The sequence below is a fragment of the Novosphingobium sp. FKTRR1 genome, assembly GCF_020404405.1.
Lineage (GTDB): Bacteria > Pseudomonadota > Alphaproteobacteria > Sphingomonadales > Sphingomonadaceae > Novosphingobium.
Window position 1 is genome coordinate 144,507 of sequence record NZ_JAIZDA010000008.1, and the last position, 20,222, is coordinate 164,728.

Genomic DNA, 20,222 nt, shown 5'->3' on the forward strand with positions numbered 1-20,222 from the left:
AACCCCGGAGCCCGCCCGCCGTGATGATCGACCTTTCTCTGCCATCGCTCGGTTCGGGCCCCAATACCGCCATCCGGCCTGCCAGCGGCCCGCCCGGCAAATCCGGCCCCGGCGCCGCAAGCAGCGGCTTTGACGCGGTTCTTGCCAGCAATCGGGCTTACCCGGCGAATGCGGACGACGCCGCCCGATCCGCCGCCAGCAGAGCGGGTCAGCCATCGACCGACGATCCCGCACCCGGTCCGTCCGGCAGCGGGGCAGCGTCGCGGTTGCCGCACGACGGCAGCACCTTGCCGCCAATCGCCGCATCCGCATCCGCATCCGCATCTGCATCTGCCGCCCCGGCCCCGGCCGGAACCCCCGCATTGCCGGGCGGCGCAACGCTGGCGCTTTCGGCCGGGTCGGTGATCGCCAACGACAACCTTGTCGCCAACGGTTTGCGCTCCGGGGCGCTGGTGGCAAAGGCGGCAAAGGGCGCTCAGCCAGCGGCCAAGGCGCTTGGCGCTGCGCCGGAAACCGATGACCTTGCACAAGGCGGGCCGATCGGTTCGTCAGCGGACCAGCCCGCGGATGGAACGGCGCTGTCATCGGCAACGCTGCCCCAGCCGGACATGCAGTTGCCCACGCTTGCGGCGCTTGGGCTGGCGGTGAACGGCGCCATTCCCGCGATGGGAGCGGGCACCAATCCTGCGCCGGGCACCGCAGCGCTGCCTGCCGCCCAGTCGCCTCCGCCCCCTGCCCCGATAAAGCCACCTGTCGGCCTGACCCCCGGAGGCCTGTCCCAGCAGAGCGGTGCGTCCGCTGCCTTGGTCCCGGCTGCTCGGACGGATGCGAGCGCCCCGGCAAACGGTCAGCCCGCCAGAGCATTCGCGCCGACCTCGCCATCCCTTGCAAGCCCGGCGCAATCCGTTACCGAGCCCCTGATCGAGCGGATCTTGCCGGACGCGGCGGCCACCTCGCAAGCCGGAAAGGCGCAAGCGAGCGCAGCCGCGCTCGACGCGTCTGGCCAGAATGCAGCGCAAAGTGCGCCGCGATCGACCGCGTCGCTGCTTTCCGGCAACGTCGATACGACCGGGCGTGCCGAGGCGGTTTCCGTGCAGACGAGCGAAGCCGGGCGCGCCAAGCCTGACCGGCGCGCGGCCCATGCCGGTGACCGGCCCGTCAGCGATCCGGCCGCAGCCATGGCGGGGCTGTCCGGGAGTCAGGCCTCGTATGGCTCCGACGCTTTGCCAGCCGCCGCCGCCAATGCGCCTCTCGAAAGCGGCGCGGCCAGCAGCCGAAGCGAGCGGATCGGACTGGGGGCGCTGGTCGATGCCATCGCCCGCGCCCGCGACGATGCCGCGATGGGCCACACCGGCGCGCCGGTCGCCGTCGCCCTGACCCATGCCGAATTCGGCAAGGTATCGCTGCGTTTCACCAACAATGACGATGGACTTGCCGTGAGCATGGCCAGCGCCGACCCCGGCTTTTCCCCCGCTGCATTGGCGGCCGGCGAAGTCGCAGCCCGAGCGCAGGCTGGAACCGGAGCCGGTGAAGGCGGCCAGCCGCAATCCCAATCCCAGCCTCAGGCGCAAACGCAGGCGCAAACGCAGGCCCAGTCCCAATCGAGCGGTAGCGGCCAATCCGGTGCGCCGTTCGGCGGTCAGGGGCTTTCGTCCGGCGCGGATGCGGGAGGGAATGGCGGCAGCAACGGCAACGGCACCGGAACTGACCAGGGCCAGGGACAGGGCTTCGGACGGCAAGGCCCGCAAGGTGCCGACAAGACAAGCGATGAGCGCAGCGGTCGCGCCGGGCAGGACGGCATTTTCGCCTGAGCTGACAGCCGGTTTGCCGGCTGATCCGATTCTGGAAGGACCACGATGAGCGACAAGAAGGACAAGGACGCCAAAGCCAAGAAGAAAGGCGGCGGCATGATGATCAAGATCGGCGGCGCCGTGGCGCTGCTGGCGGTGGGCGGCGGCGGCGTGTTCGGTCTGGTCGCCTCGGGAATTCTGGGCGGATCGAAGGAAAAGGTGAAGGAGGACAACAAGCCCAAGCTGATCCGCAAGGGCGAGGAAGATCCGTTCGCGCCCAAGCCTGTCGAGGGCAAGGAAGGCGAGGGCGAAGGCGCAGACGGCGTCAAGACCGATGGCGAGGGCGGCAGCGAATACCGCACCGTGTACTACAGCTTTGCCGAGGACTTCACCTCGAACCTGAAGGACAGTCAGGCGCTGGTGCAAGTCAGTCTGGCCGCATCGACCCGGCGCGACTACCGCGTGATCCTGTGGATCAAGAAGCATGAACTGGCGATCCGGTCCGAAGTGCTGGCCGTGCTGGCCGACACGCCCGAAGCCGAAGTGCAGAACCCGCAGGGCAAGGGGCATCTGCAAGCCCGCCTGACCGCCGCGATCAACAAGGTGCTGACCGCCGCCGAAGGTTCCGGCGGGGTCGATGCGGTCTATTTCAAGACCTTCATCGTCCAATGAAGCCGGAACGTGCGTTCATCGCCGAGCGCGCTGTCGCCCGGCACAGCCCGGCACTTTCGCGCAGGGAGCCTTCGCCTGCCGATCTGATGCCGGTGATGGAGATCGGGTTGGAGCGGCTGGTGCGCGCGATGCGCGGCGCACTGGCCCCACTGGTCGGCGGCATCCCCCCTCAGGTTGCCTGCCCCCGGCCCGAGGAAACCACGCTGGAAGAATTCGTCGACAGCGCCCCGTCGCTGGCGGCCTGGAGCGTCTATGCCGCCGGAACAGGCTCCGATCGGCTGCTGTCGGTGGTCGATGGCGAAACGCTGTTGCGGCTGGTCGATCGTGCGTTCGGCGGTCCGGGCGATGCCCCGCTGCCGCTGCCGCGCGAACTGCCGCTTTCGACCGAGCTGATGGTGCAGCGGCTGGAAGCCATTCTGGCGCTGCGGCTGGGCGAGGCGCTGGAAGCAAAGCCCGCGATCCGCCCCTTGCGCCGCGACAACCGGCTCGATCAGGTGCAGCCCTATGCGCCGGGCACGCGGCTGGTGGTGTTGACCGTCGAGGTCAGCGAGGCGGGGCGGGTGCCCTGGTCGATGCGGCTGGCCATCCCCGCAGCAGCGCTCGGCCGGATCGTCGCGCTGCCTGTGCGTCCGGCGCCCGGTACGCGACGGCGCGGCCCGGCCGACCCGATGTCAGCCCCGTTCTCCGACATGCCGCTGCCGGTGGCGGCGTTGCTGGTCGACATGGAAATGCCGCTTTCGACGATATCGGATTTCGCGGTGGGGCAAGTCCTGACCCTGCCGATCGCGCGCAGCGTGCCGGTGTCGGTGGCCGGGCGCACGCTTGCCCATGGCGCGATCGGCGCGGTCGATGATCGTGTCGCCATCCAGATTTCCCAGCTTTCCTGAACGTGAGGTACCGATGAACTTCCAGACCCGCGGGTTCGACCTCCTCAAGGATGTCGATGTCCGCCTGACCGTCGAACTCGGGCGAACCGAGATGAAGCTCAAGGATGTCCTCTCATTGTCAGAGGAGAGCGTGATCATGCTCGACCGCCTGACCGACGAACTGCTCGACGTGATGGTCAACGGCAAGCTGATCGCGCGTGGCGAGGTGGTGCAGCAGGGCGATCGTTTCGGCTTGCGCATCGTCGAACTGGCGGGCGGGGCATCGTCTGCAACATCCTCGGCCACAGATGACGCGCGCCGCCGCGCCGGTGCTGCCGATGCCACCCGTGACGGGAGCGAACCGGCATGATCTGGTACTTGCTCAAACTGCTGGTGCTCCTGCCGCTGATCGGCGCGCTGGCGTGGGCCAGCCTGAAATTCGCGCGCCGCATGGAGGGGCGCTTTGGCCGCAGCGATGGTCGGCGCACGGTGCGCGTGGTCGAAACCCAGATGCTTTCCCCCACCCTGCGTCTGGCGGTACTGGAGTTTCAGGGCCGCGAGATTCTCGTTTCGGCCAGCAAGACCGGGCTGGTGCCGCTGGCCGAAGGGCCCGCCCGCCAACCGCCCGAAGCCCCGTGCCCACCCGCCTCCGCCAAGTTCGATGCGACTGGACCGCATGATGCCGGGTGAAGTGTCGCGCCCATTGCGCGCGCTGGGCATGCTTGCGCTGGGCATGCTGGCGCTGGCACTGGCCTTTGCGCTGGCCGGTAGCGCCCATGCGCAGGCGGTGGCGCCCGGATCAGCGGCCGCGGGAATGGCCGCAAACCCCACCGGCAGCGCCATTCCCGGCGCGCTCGACCGCGCCTTCGGTCAGATCGCCGGGGCGCAAAGCGGGGGCAGCCTGTCGCTGTCGCTGCAATTGCTGCTCATCATGGGGCTGCTCACGATCCTGCCCAGCCTTGTGCTGATGATGACCAGCTTCACCCGCATACTGGTGGTGCTGGCGATCCTGCGACAGGCGCTGGGGCTGCAGCAGAGCCCGCCCAATCAGGTGCTGATCGGACTGGCGTTGTTCCTGTCGCTGTTCGTCATGGCGCCCACGCTCGACAAAGTGAACGCCGCCGCGATCAAGCCTTATGCCGCAGGCACGATCAACGCCGAACAGGCCATCGCCACGGGCGGCGCGCAGTTCCACGACTTCATGATCCGCCAGACCCGTGGCCACGATCTGCAGATGTTTGCCGACATGGCCCATGCCCCCAAGTTCGCCAGTCCGGCCGACGTGCCGTTCTCGATCCTGCTGCCCGCGTTTGTCACCAGCGAGTTGAAAACCGCGTTCCAGATCGGCTTCATGCTGTTCCTGCCGTTCCTTGTCATCGACCTTGTCGTCTCGTCGGTGCTGATGAGCCTTGGCATGATGATGATGAGCCCGACCGTGGTGTCGCTGCCGTTCAAGCTGCTGCTGTTCGTGCTGGTCGATGGCTGGTCGCTGCTGATGGGCAGTCTTGCGGCGAGTTTTGCCTGATGGACGATACCGCCGCCCTGCTTGCGCTGGCCGACCGCATGCTGTGGGTCACCGCGCTGGTCGCCGCCCCGGTGCTGCTGGCCAGCCTTGCCGTCGGCCTTGTCGTGGGGATCATTCAGGCCGCGACATCCATCAACGAACAGACGCTGACGTTCGTGCCCAAGCTGGCGATCACCGCGCTGGTGCTGGTGCTGCTGGGCGGAGCGATGCTGGGGCTGATCGGCGATTTCCTGAAGGACGTGCTGACCCAGATCGCGGAAACCGGACGATGAAGGCAACAGAACGATGAAGGCTATTGGGCGTTGATCGGGCTGCACTTCGGCTTCGGCGCGCTGGAAGCCGAATTCTGGCGCTGGACTTTCGTGATGACACGGATCGTCGCGGCGCTGTTCGCCGCGCCGCTGTTCGGCACCGCCAGCGTTCCGTCGCAGATACGGGTCAGCGCGGCGGGTGCGATCGCGCTGCTGGTGTGCAACTGGACGCCGGTGGCCGCCCCGCCCGCGCTGTTCGCCCTGCCCGGCCTGATCTCGCTGGCGGGCGAGGTGCTGATCGGCCTTGCGCTGGGCTTTGTCCTGCAATGGTCGTTTGCGGCGCCGATCATCGCGGCCGAAGTGATCGGCGGGGGCATGGGGCTGGCCATCGCCACCACCGCCGATCCGTTGAGCGGTGCGCACTCGCCCGCGCTGGGCCAGTACTTTTCGGTGATGCTGACGGTGATCTTCGTCGCGCTGGGCGGCCACCTCAACTGGATCGCGCTGCTGGTCGAAAGCTATCGCGCGTTTCCGCCGGGGTCGGCCTGGCTGACGCCCGGACATCTCGAGGCGATCACCGGCTTTGGCGCGCAGATGTTTGCCACCGGCCTTGCCATCGCGCTGCCGGTCACGCTGCTGCTGTTGCTGGTGCAGGTGATGACCGGCGTGATCAGCCGCTCTGCCCCCAGCCTCAACCTGTTCGCGCTGGGGCTTCCGGCCGGTGTGCTGGCAGGGATCGTCGCGCTGCTGGTTTCCGCCCCGCTGCTGACCGGGCGCCTGCAGGATCTGGTGGCCGCCGCGCTCGACCAGACCGTGGCGCTGCTGCAACCCTGACCGGAGCCGACCGCGATGGCCGACGATTCCGGCGAAAAGACATTCGCCCCAACCGAAAAGCGCCGGCGCGAGGCGGCCGAGCGCGGCGATGTTCTGCGCAGCAAGGAAATGACCACCGCGGTCGGCATGCTGGCGGGTGTGGCGTGGCTGTGGCTGGCAGGGCCCTGGCTGCTTGACCGGCTGGCCGGTGTCGCGCGCGCCTCGTTCATCTGGGACCACGCCGGGATCGAGCATTTCGAGGCCGGCAAAGTGCTGTCGGGCACGGTCATCGCGGTGCTGCCGCCCGTGCTGGTGCTGGGGGTCGCGATCATGGCGATCTCGCTTTTTTCGCAACTGGGGCTGGGCGACGGGCGCTGGGTCGGCGGCAATCTTGCGCCAAAGCCATCGCGGCTCAACCCGTTGAGCGGCCTCAAACGCATGCTCGGCCCGCAAGGCCTGATCGAACTGGGCAAGGGCCTGGCCAAGCTGGCGCTGCTCGGCACAATCGCATGGGTCTGGTTCCGGGGCAGGCTGGCGACCTTGATCGGGCTGGGCGCGGGACAGGTCAACGGCCAGCTGGCTTATGCCTGGGACACGCTGCTTTCGATGCTGTTTGCGCTTACCGCAGGGCTGGTGGTGATCGCCATGATCGACTTCCCGATCCAGTGGGTGCGTCGCTTCATGCGCTTGAAGATGAGCCTGCAGGAACTGCGCGACGAGCACAAGGAGTCCGAGGGCAGCCCCGAGCAGAAGGCCGCGATCCGCCAACGCCAGCGCGCGATCGCCATGAGCGGCCTGCACAAGGCGATGCACGAGGCGCAGTTCGTCATCACCAACCCCACCCGCTTTGCCGTGGCGCTGGCCTATGACCCCACCCGCGCAGCGGCGCCGATCGTGCTGGCCAAAGGGCGCGGCGAAAAGGCGATGGCGATGCGCGAACTGGCCGCGCAACTGCAAGTGCCGATGCTCGAATACCCCGCGCTTGCCCGCTCGGTGTTCTACACCACCCGCGAAAATCAGGTGATCCGCGAAGAACTCTACGTTGCCGTGGCGGCGGTGCTGGCCTTCGTGCTGGGGCTGAAGCGTGGCGAACAACCACCCGCCCCGCGCGTCGATGTGCCGATCGACTTGCGCTTCGATGCCGATGGCAGGCCCGAAGTGGTCGCGCCGAAACCACCGCAAAATCCGCAAGGTATTGCCTAGGATTCGGGGCTTAACTTTCCGGCGCGGCGGTCGTTCTGCCAGATATGGCGACAACTTCATCAACCACCAGCTCGACCGCCGTTTCGGCAACCTCGTCAGGCTCTGCCACCGCGCAGTTGCTGAGCACGCTTGGCGCGGGCAGCGGGATCAACTCCGCCAGTCTGGCTGAACAGCTCTCGACCGCGCAGTTCGCGTCCCGGCTGGACCAGTTGAGCGCCAAGAACGACAAGCTGACGACGAGGATATCCGCCGCGAGCACGCTCAAGAACATGATCGGTTCGCTGGCGACCTCGATGGGCGACCGGGTGCGCACCGGTGATCTGGCGGTGACGCCGGTGATCGCCAACAGCACCGTGGCCACCGTCACCAAGGGCAGCGTCACCGGCAGCGGCACGCTGTCGCTGGAAGTCACCCAACTGGCCAAGGGCCAGACCCTGACCACGCCCACGGTCAGCCCGGCCACCGCCACGGTCGGATCGGGCACGCTGACCTTGCGCTTCGGCTCCATCGCCGCAGGTGCCTTCACCGCCGACGCCAGCCGGTCGCAGATCGATGTCACCGTGGCATCGGGCGCGACGCTGGCCGACGTCGCCTCGGCGATCAACGCCAAGGGGGCGGGCATTTCGGCTTATGTCGCAACGTCCTCGTCCGGCGCGCAGCTCGTGCTCAAAGGCGCGGACGGGGCCGCCAATGGCTTTGTCCTTGAAGCGAACGAAAACGCCGGTGATCCGGGGCTTGCCAGCCTGGCCTGGAACCCGGCCACGGGTTCGGCCGCGCGGTTGAAAACAAGCGCCAGCGACGCCGCCTACACTCTCGACGGCGTGGCGCGGACATCGACCTCGAACACCATCGCCGATGCGGCGCCGGGGGTTTCGCTGAAGCTGACCGGCACCAACACCGGCAGCCCGACGACGATCAGCTTCAGCGATCCTGCCAGTTCCATCACCACCGCGATGAACGATCTGGTGAGCGCGCTGAACGAGATCGTCTCCGAGTTGAACACCGATACCAACGCCAACACCGGCACCTTGACCGGCGATCCGGGCGCGCGCGCCTTTCGCCGCACGCTGACCGGCCTGTCATCGACCGTCGTCATGCCCAATGCCGCCACCGGCGCGCCGAAAACGCTGGCTGATATCGGTCTTTCGACCAACCGCGACGGCACCTTCACGCTTGATACCAACAAGCTGTCGAAGGTGTTGGCCAGCAACCCGTCCGAAGTCTCGGCAATGTTCACCAACGGGCTGTACGGGGTTTACGCCACGCTCGACAAAGTGTCGCGCGGCGCCACCTCGGCCACCGATCCCAATTCGCTGGGCGGGTCGATCGCGACGATGACCAAGCAGCAGACCGCGATTTCCACGCTGAAAAGCGATCTTGCGACCAAGCAGGAAACCCTGCGCACGCAGTTGGTCAGTCGCTACGCCAAGCTGGACACCAAACTGTCGGATTCGAAATCGACGCTGTCGTTCCTGACCGCGCAGATCACCGCATGGAACAGCAAGGGCAACTGATGCTGTTGCGCCGCGACCCATCCGAAGCCTATCGCCGCGTCGATTTCGACGCCCGCGTCAATGGTGCGGATTCGCGCCAGTTGGTCGATCTTTGCCTCGAACAACTGGCCGGCTCGATCGGCCGCGCGATCTATGCCGACGCGCAAGGCGACTCCGCCGCCAAAAGCGCCGCGCTGACCCGCGCCGTGTCGGCGTTGACCGCCTTGCAACTGGGCGTCGATGCCACCCATCCGGCGGGCGAAGCGCTGTTGACGCTGTACCGCTCGGCCAAGACCAGCGTGCTGGATTGCGTGGTGCGCTTCGATGCTGCGCGGCTGTCCACGATCCGCCAGGACTTCATCGAAATCCGCCAGGCGATGGTGAGCGGTTCGGTAGGCTGAACCGCACCCGTTTGCCGCCCCGCGCTGCTGCACCACCTGCGCCGCGCTCCGTCATCGCGGAGCGCGGCTTTGCCATGCCCGCCGCACCCGTCCTGACCAACGACCCGGCCCAACCACCCGTCCTGACTAACCACCCGCCTGCGCACAAAAAATGCCCGGAACCGCAGGGGGGAATGCGGTTCCGGGCAGGCATGAGGCGCGCACAGGGGTATTGGTGCGTCGCTCCTCGGGGGGGAGGGAGGGTAACTGGCTTCGGCGGGGTAAATGGCCTCGGGAAATGGCAAGCGCTTGGGGAATGGAAAGCGAATGTGGGTCAGCCCATGCCGCACCCGCCCAGAATGGCTGCGCCCAGTTCGCCGACGGGCACTTCGCGGCTGGCCGCATCAAGCGCGATGACCGCTTCGGGCGCTTCGTTGACCAGCGCGGTCTTGCGATCCTGCACGAATGTGATGGCGCCCGAATCCTTGAGGAGTTTCAGCCCCTTGGCACCGTCGCTGCCCATCCCGGTCAAGACCGCGCCGACCGCCGGTATGGCCGCGCGGGCGATCGAGCCGAACAGCAGGTTGGCCGAAGGACGCGCCCCATCGACCGGATCGCGCGCCATGATGCGGATGCGCGGCGGATTGCCCGCCTCGACCACTGCATGACACAGCGGATCGGCGGCGATGTGGATGGTCCCCTGCGTCAGGTTCGCGCCATCCTTGGCCACGCGGACACTGCATTTCAGATCGGTATCGAGCCGCTTGATGAACATTTCCACCAGCATCGGCTCGGCCTGGAGGCACACGATCGTCGGCGGGCAGTTGCTGGGAAAGCTGCCCAGAATGGTGTTGACCGCATCGATCCCGCCCATCGAGGCGCTGAGCGCTGCAACATGGCCGTTCCACTGGAACGACACGTCGCTGGCTTTCTGCTCGACCCGCGGCTTGCGATCGCGGACGTTGGAATTGGCGGCGGCCAGCACGATCTTGCCCAGCTTGCCGACCGACTTGTTGAACTGTTCGGGCGTGGCCTTCAATGGCTTGGGGAAACACTCGACCGCCCCCAGCTCGAATGCCCGGAGCGAGGTTTCGGTGCCCGCCTGCGTCAGCGACGAGAGCATGACCACCGGCATCGGGTTGGTCTCCATGATCTCTTCGAGAAACTCGATCCCGCTCATGCCGGGCATTTCGACATCGAGCGTGATCACGTTGGGTTTGAGTTCGGCGATCTGTTCCCGTGCATCGGCTGCGTTGACGGCCGTACCGACGACGCGGACGTTCTTCGCCTGGTCGAGGATGTCGGAGAACAGGGCGCGCATGGCGGCTGAATCATCGACAACTAGGACGCGTGCTTCGTGCATGAAATGGGTGACCCTTGAACATCGAGGCCGCGTTGGCGTGGCCCCCTGTCGCTCCCGGTTAACCCTATAGTCACCAGCAAATCCTGTTGTCCGATATAGGTATCTCACCCTAAGTCGGCGGCAAGGGCGCATTTGCCGCTTTTCAATAGAACCGACCCTCGATGCCGCGTTGCCATCTGGCAGCACCGGGATTCGGCGCAACCAAGGCGCTGAAATCATGTCGTTGAAGTCCGGAAGGGAAAAGCCACGATGCCGACCATCACCCTGCCATCCCGATGCGATCGGGCTGCGGCCGAAGCGCTGCTGCCCGAAATGGTCGCAACGCTTGGCGCGGGCGTGCTGACGATCGATGCGCGCGCCTGCACCCAGATCGGCCAGGTCATGCTGCAATTGCTGGTCAGCGCCAAGCGCACCGGCGAAGGGGCCGTGATCGAACCATCGCCGACCCTGCTCGATACCGCGATGCAACTGGGTCTGGCCGACGAACTGTTCGATGAGGTCGCGGCATGAACGCCGAGGAAATCCAGGCCATATTCTTCGCCGAGTGCGAAGAATCGCTCGCCGCCGCCGAACAAGGGCTGGCCGCGTGCAAGGAAGGCACGCAGGACGCCGATACCGTCAATGCGGTGTTCCGCGGCGTCCACTCGATCAAGGGCGGCGCAGGCGCCTTCGGCTTCATCGCGCTGCAGGCCTATACCCACACCTTCGAAACGCTGCTGTCGGACGTGCGCGACGGGACGGTGCCGATCACCGATCCGCTGATCGACCTGATGCTGCGGGCGCTCGACACGCTGAGCGACCACGTCAACGCCGCACGCGGCTTTGGCGAGACCCCCGATGACGCCGTGCTGCAGGCTGAAATGACCGCCTCGATGGCGGCCAATGCCCACGGCGGCGGCGGGTCCGAATCGGGCGCGGCTGCGGCTCCTGCACTTGCGGCCGAAATCGAAGTCCAGCACGGTTCGGATGATGACGACGAATTCGGCGTCGATTTCGACACGATGCTCGATGACATCACCGGCTCGATCGCCGCCCCCGGCGGTTCGAACGATTCGTCGGACGAATCGGGCGGGGCCACAGGCAAGCCCTGGCAGCTCAAGGTGCGGCCGCATGCAGGCGCCATGCAGAACGGCAGCGAGCCGCTGCTGATGCTGCGCGAAGTGCTGGAACTGGGCGGAACGTGTCTGCAATGCGACGTCAGCCAGGTGCCGCCGCTCGACACGCTTGAGCCGTGCACCGGGTATCTGGGCTGGACTTTCGCTTTGCCGGGCGACGTCACCGAGGACGCCGCGCGCGACATCTTCGATTTCGTCGGCGACGACTGCACGCTGGCCATCGGCGAAGATGCGGCGATGCCGGCGATGCGCATGCCCGCACCGCGCGCACCGGCTGCCAAGGCTGCGCCCAGCCCGTCACCTGCCACAAACGCGACGCCCGCGCCCGCAGCCCCGGCACCGGTGGCCGCGGTGCAGGCTGCGGTCAAAGCCGAACCGGCCACCCCTGCACCCGCGCAGCCCGAGGCCGAGCAGGCCAGGGGCGGACCGCCCGCGCCACCGGCGCAAAGCCAGTCGATCCGCATCGAACTGGGCAAGCTGGACAAGCTGATCGACGCGGTGGGCGAACTGGTGATCGCGCAGGCCATGATGGCGCAGCGCCTGACCGGCGATGGGCTGGCCGTCACCGAGGAGCTGACGCTGCTGGAAAGCCTGACGCGCGACATTCAGGAATCGGCGATGTCGATCCGCGCCCAGCCGATCGGCTCGGTATTCAGCCGCGTGCCACGGATCATGCGCGAATTGAGCGCCAGCACCGGCAAGCATGTCCGGCTGGAGGTATCGGGCGAGAGCACCGAACTCGACAAGACCGTGATCGAGCGACTCGGCGAACCGCTGACCCACCTGATCCGCAATGCCGTGGACCATGGCATCGAACCGCCGCAGGAACGCATCGATGCGGGCAAGAGCGCCGAGGGCACGCTGACGCTGTCGGCAGAACACAAGTCCGGCCGCATCCTGATTCGCATCGGCGACGATGGCAAGGGCATCGACCGCGAACGCGTGCTGGCCAAGGCCATCGAAAAGGGGCTGGTCGCCCCCGACGCGGTCATGTCGAAGGAAGAAATCGACCAGTTGATCTTCGCACCGGGCTTTTCGACGGCGGCCAGCATCACCAACGTCTCGGGCCGGGGCGTGGGGATGGATGTCGTCCGCCAGAACGTGAAGGATCTGGGCGGACGAATCACGATCGAATCCGAACAGGGCAAGGGCACGACCTTCACCCTGACCCTGCCGCTGACGCTCGCCATTTCCGACGGCATGGTGGTCAACGTCGGCGACCAGACGCTGGTCGTGCCGCTGGCCAACGTGGTGGAAAGCCTGCGCCCGACCGCAACCGAAGTGCAAGGCCTTGGCGCCCATCGCGCGATGATCAACGTGCGCGGCCGCTTCATCCCGGTCTTGCCGTTGTATCAGGCGGTGGGCGCGATCGGGGCGGTCGAACGCGCCGATCTGGGCGTGCTGATCGTGGTCGAGACCGAAGGCGCCGGGCGCGCCGCGCTGCTGGTCGATGCCATCTGCGACCAGCGCCAGGTCGTGATCAAGAGCCTCGATACCCATTACCGCGCGGTCGAGGGTGTGGCCGGGGCGACGATCCTTGGCGACGGACGCGTCGCGCTGATCGTCGATGTCGACGGTCTGGTCGCCCGCAGCCTGTCCGATCACATGTTGGCCGAAGCCGCGTGAGCGTGGCCGGCGCCTTTGACGAGGCGATGCCGGGCATAAGCCCGGGCGTCTACAGCGCGGAGGATTTCCGCGCGATGAGCGAGATCGCCTATAGCGAGGCGGGGATCGTGCTGCCTCCGGGCAAGGCGATGCTGGTCTATTCGCGCATCTCGCCGCTGGTGCGCAATTCGGGTTGCGCCACGTTCAGCTCGTACATCATGCGCATTCGCGAAGATGCCGCCGAACGCCAGAAGGCGATCTGCGCGCTGACCACCAACCACACCTTCTTCTACCGCGAAGCCCACCATTTCGAGCATTTTCAGGATGAAGTCCGGCCCGGATTGCTGCGGCGGCTGGAAGGCGGCGACAAAGTGCGGATGTGGTCGGCAGGCTGTTCCAGCGGCGAGGAAACCTGGTCGCTGGTCATGACCCTGCTGGGCACCGACCGGCAGGCAGGACTGGCGATCGCCCGGCGCGACGTGCGCATTCTGGCGAGCGACATCGCCACCCATGCGCTGAACAAGGCGATGGCCGCGCGCTATCGCAGCGACGATCTGAAGGCCGTGCCCGAACCGCTGCGCCGCCCATGGACCCACAGCGAGGGCGACGATCTGGTGCTGGTGCCCGAAGCGCAGGCACTCGTGCGGTTCCGCACGCTCAACCTGCAGGGCGAATGGCCGATGCGCGGTCGGTTCGACGTGATCTTCTGCCGCAACGTCATGATCTATTTCGATACCCCCACCAAGGAGCGCCTGGTGGATCGCTTTGCCCGGATGCTGGCGCCGGGCGGCACACTGTATGTCGGCCACAGCGAGCGGGTCACGGGCCCCGCGTTGGATGAACTGACCCCGACAGGCCCGACCGTCTATCGCAGGAGGACCGCGTGACCGATGCCGAAGTCGCCATTCGAGTGGTTATCATCGACGATTCGCCAACCATGCGCGCCATCCTGAAATCGCGTCTGGAACGGACCGGTGACATCGTTGTGGTCGGGGCTGCGGCTGATGCTGCCCAAGGCCGCCAGATGATCCGCGAACTCGATCCCGACGTGGTCACGCTCGATGTCGAGATGCCGGGCATGAACGGGCTCGATTTCCTTGAAAAGATCATGCAACTGCGGCCCACTCCGGTGATCATCGTGTCGGGCTCGACCCAGCGCGGCACCGAGACGACCGCCCGCGCGCTCGCGCTGGGCGCGGTCGATTGCTATGCCAAGGCCGAGGATTCGGGCCGGTTGCCGACGGATGACGGCGGGCGTCTGGCCGAACTGGTGCGCAATGCCGCGCGGGTGAGCTTCGGCGTGCGCGGGCCGACTTCGCAACGCGTGGCCAGTGAGGCGCGCTCAAGCCTGATCGAACGCCCCCGGCTGATCGCCATCGGATCGTCCACCGGCGGGGTTGAAGCGCTGCAGGTGCTGCTCGGCGGTTTTCCCGAGGACTGTCCGCCGACGTTGATCGTCCAGCACATTTCGGCGCGTTTCGCCCCGGCGGTGGCGCGCACGCTCGACCAGTCGTGCCCGCCCAAGATCCTTGTGGCAGAACCCGATCTGCCGCTGCGCCCCGGCCACGTCTATCTTGCGCCGGGCGACGATCGCCACCTGACGATCGGGGGCACCAGCGCGTTCCACGCCAAGCTGCGACCGGGCGCCGCCGTGTCCGGCCACCTGCCCAGCGTCGATGTGCTGTTCAAGTCGGTGGCCGAAACGGTCGGCAAATCGGCGGTCGGCATCCTGCTGACCGGCATGGGGTCCGACGGCGCGCAAGGCCTGCTCGCGATGGCCCGCGCCGGGGCGCACACCATCGCGCAGGACGAGGCGAGCTGCACCGTTTTCGGCATGCCGCGCGCGGCGATTTCGCTGGGGGCAGCCAACATCGTGGCGCCGATCGGGCACATCGCCCGCAACGTCTTCAGCAAGGCCGCGTGATCCCATGTTTGAACGGCGCATCCTTCCCGATGGCACCATGCCACCCGAACGCATCACCGTGATGCAGGGGCAAGCGCTGGTCAGCAGCGAACAGAACGTCGAGTTCTCGACCGTGCTGGGCAGTTGCGTGGCGCTGTGCCTGTTCGATCCCGACATGCGGATCGGCGGCATGAACCACTTTCTGCTGGCCGAGCCCCCCGCCAGCGCCTCGCTGTCGGCGGTGGACGAGCATTACGGCACTTATCTGATGGAATTGCTCGTCAACCAGATGCTGGGCCGCGGCGCGCGCAAGGCACGGCTGAAGGCGCACTTGTACGGCGGCGCCAACGTCAACCGCAACATGATGCGCATCGGCACCGCCAATGCCGAATTCGCCCGCGGCTTCCTTGAACGCGAAGGCATCGATCTGCTCCGCCACGATCTTGGCGGGACCAGTGCCCGCCGGGTCGATTACCGCCCCGCTTCGGGGCAGGTCCGCTGCCGTTCGGTCGAAGACCGTCTGGCACCGCCCGTCCAGCCCACGATCCGCCCGGCCAAGGCCACCGGCGACGTCGAACTTTTCTGATTGCAACCAGCGAGCCAACCCATGACCACTGCGACCAGGATCCTTACCGTTGATGACAGCCCTTCGATGCGGGCGCTGTTGAACCACGCTCTTACCAGTCAGGGCTTCGACGTCTCTCAGGCCGAGGACGGCATCGCCGCGCTCGACTGGCTGGCGCTGAACGAGGTCGATGTCGTGATCACCGACATCAACATGCCCCGGCTCGACGGCTTCGGCCTGATCGAGCAACTGCGCGAAGGCAGTCGTCACCGCGATCGCCCGATCCTGGTGCTGACCACCGAGAGCAGCGAGGAAAAGAAAGCGCGCGCCCGCGCCGCCGGGGCCACCGGCTGGATCGTCAAGCCGTTCGACCCCGCCAAGCTGGTCGCGGCGGTCCGCCGCGTTTCGCACTGACCCGTCACTTCCCGATCACCATGAGGCACAAGCCATGATCCGCGAACTCATCACCTTTGAAGTGGAAGGCCAGGTCTTCGGCCTCGACATCATGTCGATCCGCGAAATCAGGGCCTGGACACCGACGACCCGCCTGCCGCGCGTGCCCCACTATGTGGCAGGCGTGGTGAACTTGCGCGGCACGGTGCTGCCGGTGATCGACCTTGCCGCGCGGCTGGGCTGGCGCGCCACCGAGCCGACCCCGCGCCATGCCATCATCGTCACCCAGTTGGGCGCGCAAGTCGGCGGCTGGATCGTCGATTCGGTCAGCGACATCGTGACCGTGCCCGACCAGACCATGCAACCGCCGCCCCCGACCGCCGGCCACGATACCGTGGTCCCCTTCCTCGAAGGGCTGGCCGCGATCGAGGACCGCATGGTCATGGTGCTCAACCTTGCCGCGCTGACCGAAGGCGCCAAGCTCGCTGAAGCCGCCTGAAGCCGGGACTGGCAAGGAGAGCGCCAATGGCCAACGTGGCCACCCACCGTCAGATTGCCGTCGTGCTGGAAGAACTGGCGCAAGAAGTCGAAGCGCTTGGCGGAACGCTTTGCTGCGATATGGACATTGCCATGCGCCACATGGACATCCTGCAATCGATCGATCTGATCGCGCAAAAGCAGCGCTCGCTTGGCAAACTGCTTGAGGCCGATTGTCCCGAGGCCGAAGTCGAAAGGATCGCCATCGATACCCTGCGCGAGCGGATGCGTCTGCTGCGCTGACCGAAAGTACCGCAATGGCACATACTGCCGTTGCGTAGGTACCCCCGCCGATTGCCTTGTCACCGCGCCTGCCGCATCACGAAAACGGTTGCAGGGGCAAATTGCGCGCAAGCGATGGCGGTCATCGGGATCTACAGTGTCAAAGGCGGGGTGGGCAAGACGACCTTGTCCGTCGATCTGGCTTGGCGCTCGGCTGTCCGTTCCGGCCATCGCACCTTGCTGTGGGATCTTGATCCGCAAGGCGGCTGCGCGTTTCTGCTGGGGATGGAGCCGCGCCCCGGACGCCGGGCCGCCTCGATCTTTCAGCGCGATGGCCGGCCGCGCGACTTCATCGAGCCGACGCCCTACCCCAACCTTTCGATCCTGCAGGCCGACGACAGCCTGCGCGCGCTCGGGCTGGCACTCGCCCGGCTTGGCCAGCGCCGCCGCATGGCCACGTTGAGCGGGTTTCTGGCAGGCGAATACGACCGCATCATCGTCGACTGCCCGCCGGTGCTGAACGACATCAGCGATCAGGTGATTTCCGCCGCCGACCTGCTGATCGTGCCGCTGCCGCCATCGCCGCTGGCGGCGCGCGCGCTGGCGATGATCCGCGCCGAAATTCTGGCCAACCATGACCGGCATCCGCCGATCCTTCCCGTGCTTTCGATGTTCGACACCCGCCGCAAGCTGCACCGCGAGGTGCACAACGGGTTTGCCGCCGGATGGCCGTTCATCCCGATGGCATCCGCAGTCGAACAGATGGCGGTGCAGCGCAAGCCGATCGGCGTGTTTGCCGGATGGACCGACGCCAGCCAGCGGATGCAGCGGGTGTGGGACGCGATCGAGGCCAAACTGCGGCTGCGCGCGACGCTGGCTTCCTGATCGATCGCGAACCGCCGCACCGTTGGTCCGGGGCGGGGCATAACGCCTCGCCCCGGACCAACGGTGCGAAATCCCCGCCCAACCGCCTGCCCATGCTGGACATTGCCCCCACCCATCGTCCATGGGGTTCGGATCATGTGGCAGCTTTACCAGTTCCCCCTATGCCCGTTCAGCCGCAAGGTCCGCCTGCTGCTCAGCGAAAAGGGCGTCGCCTACGAACTCGTGCGGGAAAATCCGTGGGAACAGCGTGAGGAGTTCGAACGCCTCAACCCCGCGCTGCGCACCCCGGTGCTGACCAACACCGAACGCAACATCGTGCTGATCGACAGCCGGGCGATCTGCGAATACTTCGAAGAAACCGTCGACAAGGCGCCGATGATCAACGGCACCGCCGTCAATCGCGCGGAAATCCGCCGGCTGGTGGCGCTGTTCGACGAGACGTTCCACGATGCCGTCACCGGGCCGCTGCTCGATGAAAAGATGCGCAAGCGGCTGGTCTATCGCCAGCCGCCCGATGCCAAGGTCATCCGCAACACGATGCGGCTGGCCAACGAGCATCTCGACTACATCGACTTCCTGCTCGACCATCGCCCCTGGCTGGCGGGATCGCAGATGAGCCTCGCAGATCTGGCGGCCGCAGCCCAGATCTCGGTGGCCGACTACCTTGGCGGGATCGACTGGTCGCACCACGAACAGTCGCGCGGCTGGTATTCGGTGTTCAAAAGCCGCCCGAGCTTCCGCCCGCTGCTGTCGGAACGGATGGACGTGATCCAGCCGCCCGGCCACTATGCCGACGTGAACGCCTGACCCGCCCGGTCAGGCCTTCACGCTCAGGCATTCCCGGTCAGGCCTTCCCGTTCAAGCTGGCCGGGTCTTGGCGCCGAACCGTCCGTACTTGCGAAACCGCACCAGCCAGCGATCGAGGAACAGGTCGAGCGGGCGCGGCTTGATGCCAAGTTCCGCCAGACCCGGCAGGGCGCCGCTGGCGACGTTGCCTTGCTTGAGCAATTGCCACTGGTCGGTGCTGAGCGGGGCGCCGGGCAACCAGCCGGTCAGCGCCGCGATCGCGCCGCTGATACCGTCGGGCAGTTCGACGAACAGCCGCCCGCGCCCTTCGGCCTGCGCGATGCGCCGGTTGAGGTCGGCCACGCTGATCTGCTCGGGCCCGGCCAGTTCGAAGGTCTTGCCCGCATGGACCGCCGGTGCCGCCAGAATCGCCGCTACCGCCTCTGCCGCATCATCGACGAACACCGGCTGCAGCTTGGCCGTGGGCGCGAACACCGGGATCACCGGGAACGCCGCGATCAGTCCTGCGAACATGTTGATGAAGGCATCGTCCTGCGCGAACAGGATCGAGGGGCGCACGATCACCGCTTCGGGAAACGCCGCCAGCACGGCTGCTTCGCCAGCCGCCTTGGTGCGGGCATAGGCGACCTTCGATTCGATATCGGCGCCGATCGCCGAAACATGGACGAACGCGCTGGCTCCGGCGACTTTGGCGGCGGCTGCCACAAGCCCCGCGCCCTTGCCCTGCACCGCATCCAGATTGCCGGCAAAGGCGCCGACCAGGTTGACCACCGCATCGGCCCCGGTGAAGGCCACGGCCAGCGTGTGCGGCTTGGTCACGTCCACCGCCACGGTTTGCGTCTGGCCCAGATTGCCCAGCGGCTTGACCGTGAAAGCGCGTTCGGGGTGGCGGCTGCCGATCCGCAGGCGGGCGCCGCGCGCCAGCAGTTCCTGCGCCAGATGGGTGCCGAAGAAGCCGGTGCCGCCGACCAGTACGATCAGCTTGCCTTCCAGATCGCGTTCCCTGTTCTTGACCATGCCTGTTTGTCCGCTTGCCGTTGGAGCTGCGATTCGCCCGCGCAGTGAACCTGCGCGGCGTAGTCTCGTCGTCCTGCCTTTGGCACAGGCCATGGCCATATTTCAATGGCGAAGCCGGTTTTGCATTCTTGTGTCAAACCCTTGTTGACAGGCCGGTGGCTGTCCCTTAGAGGCGCCCTCCTACCCGGCGGGTCGCCCACAAAGCGAAGCCCGCCAAACAGCAAGATGTGCCCAGGTGGCGGAATTGGTAGACGCACTAGCTTCAGGTGCTAGCGCTCGCAAGGGCGTGGAGGTTCGAGTCCTCTCCTGGGCACCATTTGTTCTTCTCAGAAGAACCCAGCAAGTGTATTAAACCCGCAGAAATCCAAGGGAATTGGCCCTTGGATCGTGCCGGATCGTCCCGCCTTTTCTCGGGGGTTCCGCACATTTTTGCGGGCCTTTTACGGGCCTTTGCGAAAACCACATTGGGAAAAGGCCCGCCCATGCCTCTGACCGAAACCCGGCTTCGCGCACTCAAGCCAAAGGACAAACCGTACAAGGTCGCCGACGACCGCGGATTGTACATCGAGGTGTCTCCATCGGGCGGAAAACTTTGGCGATTCCGCTATCGAATCGGCACCGTTGAAAAGAAGCTCTCGATCGGCTCCTATCCCGAAATCAATATCAAGGACGCACGCCAAGCGGCCTATGAGAGCCCGATTCAAAAGTCTGTCATGCGGCTGAAAGTCGCGCAATTCTGCGGGTTAGCATCCGGATAGAAGCGATATTCGCCCACGCGGTCGAGCTCTCGATGGAGCGTTCCCAGTCTTTGGCGAGG

24 protein-coding genes, 1 tRNA gene and 1 pseudogene are annotated in these 20,222 nt (G+C 66.4%); 23 read left to right on the top strand and 3 right to left on the bottom strand.

Annotated elements, in window-relative coordinates; translation table 11 throughout:
* Positions 1–23: 23 nt before the first annotated feature.
* The 11 genes from LDN95_RS10280 (at position 24) to fliS (ending at position 9,014) form a co-directional block, all read left to right on the top strand.
* Complete coding sequence (locus LDN95_RS10280; RefSeq protein WP_226017581.1) at positions 24–1,811, top strand: hypothetical protein; 1,788 nt, start codon at positions 24–26, stop codon at positions 1,809–1,811.
* Positions 1,812–1,856: 45 nt separating this feature from the next.
* Positions 1,857–2,462 carry a flagellar basal body-associated FliL family protein gene (locus tag LDN95_RS10285; RefSeq protein ID WP_226017582.1) on the top strand — a complete coding sequence of 202 codons (606 nt, stop codon included), beginning with the start codon at positions 1,857–1,859 and terminating at the stop codon, positions 2,460–2,462.
* On the top strand, positions 2,459–3,349 hold the full coding sequence (locus tag LDN95_RS10290) for a FliM/FliN family flagellar motor switch protein (RefSeq protein WP_226017583.1): 891 nt from the start codon (positions 2,459–2,461) through the stop codon (positions 3,347–3,349). The genes LDN95_RS10285 and LDN95_RS10290 overlap by 4 nt, the downstream gene beginning before the upstream one ends.
* A 13-nt stretch (positions 3,350–3,362) precedes the next feature.
* Positions 3,363–3,698 carry a flagellar motor switch protein FliN gene (fliN, locus tag LDN95_RS10295; RefSeq protein WP_226017584.1) on the top strand — a complete coding sequence of 112 codons (336 nt, stop codon included), beginning with the start codon at positions 3,363–3,365 and terminating at the stop codon, positions 3,696–3,698.
* On the top strand, positions 3,695–4,018 hold the full coding sequence (locus LDN95_RS10300) for a flagellar biosynthetic protein FliO (protein ID WP_226017585.1): 324 nt from the start codon (positions 3,695–3,697) through the stop codon (positions 4,016–4,018). Before fliN ends, LDN95_RS10300 begins: the two co-directional genes overlap by 4 nt.
* A gap of 124 nt (positions 4,019–4,142) precedes the next feature.
* Complete coding sequence (fliP, locus tag LDN95_RS10305) at positions 4,143–4,853, top strand: flagellar type III secretion system pore protein FliP (RefSeq protein WP_226017610.1); 711 nt, start codon at positions 4,143–4,145, stop codon at positions 4,851–4,853.
* A complete protein-coding gene (locus tag LDN95_RS10310; protein WP_226017586.1) occupies positions 4,853–5,125 on the top strand; it encodes a flagellar biosynthetic protein FliQ in 273 nt (90 codons plus the stop codon). Before fliP ends, LDN95_RS10310 begins: the two co-directional genes overlap by 1 nt.
* A 30-nt stretch (positions 5,126–5,155) precedes the next feature.
* Positions 5,156–5,938 carry a flagellar biosynthetic protein FliR gene (fliR, locus tag LDN95_RS10315; RefSeq protein WP_226017587.1) on the top strand — a complete coding sequence of 261 codons (783 nt, stop codon included), beginning with the start codon at positions 5,156–5,158 and terminating at the stop codon, positions 5,936–5,938.
* A gap of 15 nt (positions 5,939–5,953) precedes the next feature.
* Positions 5,954–7,120 (top strand): flagellar biosynthesis protein FlhB, encoded by a 1,167-nt coding sequence (locus LDN95_RS10320; RefSeq protein WP_226017588.1) that lies wholly within the window; start codon positions 5,954–5,956, stop codon positions 7,118–7,120.
* Positions 7,121–7,164: 44 nt separating this feature from the next.
* Positions 7,165–8,634: a flagellar filament capping protein FliD gene (fliD, locus tag LDN95_RS10325; protein ID WP_226017589.1), complete on the top strand. Its 1,470-nt coding sequence runs from the start codon at positions 7,165–7,167 to the stop codon at positions 8,632–8,634.
* Entirely contained in the window at positions 8,613–9,014 is a 402-nt protein-coding gene (gene fliS / locus LDN95_RS10330; RefSeq protein ID WP_226017590.1) for a flagellar export chaperone FliS, read from the top strand. Before fliD ends, fliS begins: the two co-directional genes overlap by 22 nt.
* A gap of 313 nt (positions 9,015–9,327) precedes the next feature.
* Here fliS and LDN95_RS10335 read toward each other — a convergent pair whose 3' ends face one another.
* Positions 9,328–10,356, bottom strand: a complete 1,029-nt coding sequence (locus LDN95_RS10335) for a chemotaxis protein CheB (protein WP_226017591.1) — start codon at positions 10,354–10,356, stop codon at positions 9,328–9,330.
* Between the two features lie 249 nt (positions 10,357–10,605).
* Between LDN95_RS10335 and LDN95_RS10340 the strand changes: the two genes are divergently transcribed.
* The 10 genes from LDN95_RS10340 (at position 10,606) to LDN95_RS10385 (ending at position 18,388) form a co-directional block, all read left to right on the top strand.
* Entirely contained in the window at positions 10,606–10,866 is a 261-nt protein-coding gene (locus tag LDN95_RS10340) for a chemotaxis protein CheX (RefSeq protein WP_226017592.1), read from the top strand.
* Positions 10,863–13,097 carry a chemotaxis protein CheA gene (locus LDN95_RS10345; protein ID WP_226017593.1) on the top strand — a complete coding sequence of 745 codons (2,235 nt, stop codon included), beginning with the start codon at positions 10,863–10,865 and terminating at the stop codon, positions 13,095–13,097. Before LDN95_RS10340 ends, LDN95_RS10345 begins: the two co-directional genes overlap by 4 nt.
* On the top strand, positions 13,094–13,963 hold the full coding sequence (locus LDN95_RS10350) for a protein-glutamate O-methyltransferase CheR (RefSeq protein WP_226017594.1): 870 nt from the start codon (positions 13,094–13,096) through the stop codon (positions 13,961–13,963). Before LDN95_RS10345 ends, LDN95_RS10350 begins: the two co-directional genes overlap by 4 nt.
* On the top strand, positions 13,960–15,000 hold the full coding sequence (cheB, locus tag LDN95_RS10355; RefSeq protein WP_226017595.1) for a chemotaxis-specific protein-glutamate methyltransferase CheB: 1,041 nt from the start codon (positions 13,960–13,962) through the stop codon (positions 14,998–15,000). The genes LDN95_RS10350 and cheB overlap by 4 nt, the downstream gene beginning before the upstream one ends.
* Positions 15,001–15,004: 4 nt before the next feature.
* Complete coding sequence (locus tag LDN95_RS10360) at positions 15,005–15,565, top strand: chemotaxis protein CheD (RefSeq protein ID WP_226017596.1); 561 nt, start codon at positions 15,005–15,007, stop codon at positions 15,563–15,565.
* 21 nt (positions 15,566–15,586) lie between these two features.
* Positions 15,587–15,958 carry a response regulator gene (locus tag LDN95_RS10365; protein ID WP_226017597.1) on the top strand — a complete coding sequence of 124 codons (372 nt, stop codon included), beginning with the start codon at positions 15,587–15,589 and terminating at the stop codon, positions 15,956–15,958.
* A 34-nt stretch (positions 15,959–15,992) separates the two neighbouring features.
* Positions 15,993–16,436: a chemotaxis protein CheW gene (locus LDN95_RS10370; RefSeq protein ID WP_226017598.1), complete on the top strand. Its 444-nt coding sequence runs from the start codon at positions 15,993–15,995 to the stop codon at positions 16,434–16,436.
* A 26-nt stretch (positions 16,437–16,462) separates the two neighbouring features.
* Positions 16,463–16,717: a hypothetical protein gene (locus LDN95_RS10375; protein WP_226017599.1), complete on the top strand. Its 255-nt coding sequence runs from the start codon at positions 16,463–16,465 to the stop codon at positions 16,715–16,717.
* 114 nt (positions 16,718–16,831) lie between these two features.
* Complete coding sequence (locus LDN95_RS10380; protein ID WP_226017600.1) at positions 16,832–17,581, top strand: ParA family protein; 750 nt, start codon at positions 16,832–16,834, stop codon at positions 17,579–17,581.
* Positions 17,582–17,716: 135 nt separating this feature from the next.
* Positions 17,717–18,388 carry a glutathione S-transferase family protein gene (locus tag LDN95_RS10385; protein WP_226017601.1) on the top strand — a complete coding sequence of 224 codons (672 nt, stop codon included), beginning with the start codon at positions 17,717–17,719 and terminating at the stop codon, positions 18,386–18,388.
* Between the two features lie 51 nt (positions 18,389–18,439).
* Here LDN95_RS10385 and LDN95_RS10390 read toward each other — a convergent pair whose 3' ends face one another.
* On the bottom strand, positions 18,440–19,405 hold the full coding sequence (locus tag LDN95_RS10390; RefSeq protein ID WP_226017602.1) for an NAD(P)H-binding protein: 966 nt from the start codon (positions 19,403–19,405) through the stop codon (positions 18,440–18,442).
* Positions 19,406–19,634: 229 nt separating this feature from the next.
* Between LDN95_RS10390 and LDN95_RS10395 the strand changes: the two genes are divergently transcribed.
* Positions 19,635–19,721 (top strand) — tRNA-Leu (locus tag LDN95_RS10395).
* A 166-nt stretch (positions 19,722–19,887) separates the two neighbouring features.
* Positions 19,888–20,163 carry an Arm DNA-binding domain-containing protein gene (locus tag LDN95_RS10400; protein WP_226017603.1) on the top strand — a complete coding sequence of 92 codons (276 nt, stop codon included), beginning with the start codon at positions 19,888–19,890 and terminating at the stop codon, positions 20,161–20,163.
* Here LDN95_RS10400 and LDN95_RS10405 read toward each other — a convergent pair.
* Positions 20,117–20,222 (bottom strand): annotated as a pseudogene (locus LDN95_RS10405) (IS5/IS1182 family transposase); the annotation flags it as partial. The gene LDN95_RS10400 and the pseudogene LDN95_RS10405 sit on opposite strands and share 47 nt — an antisense overlap.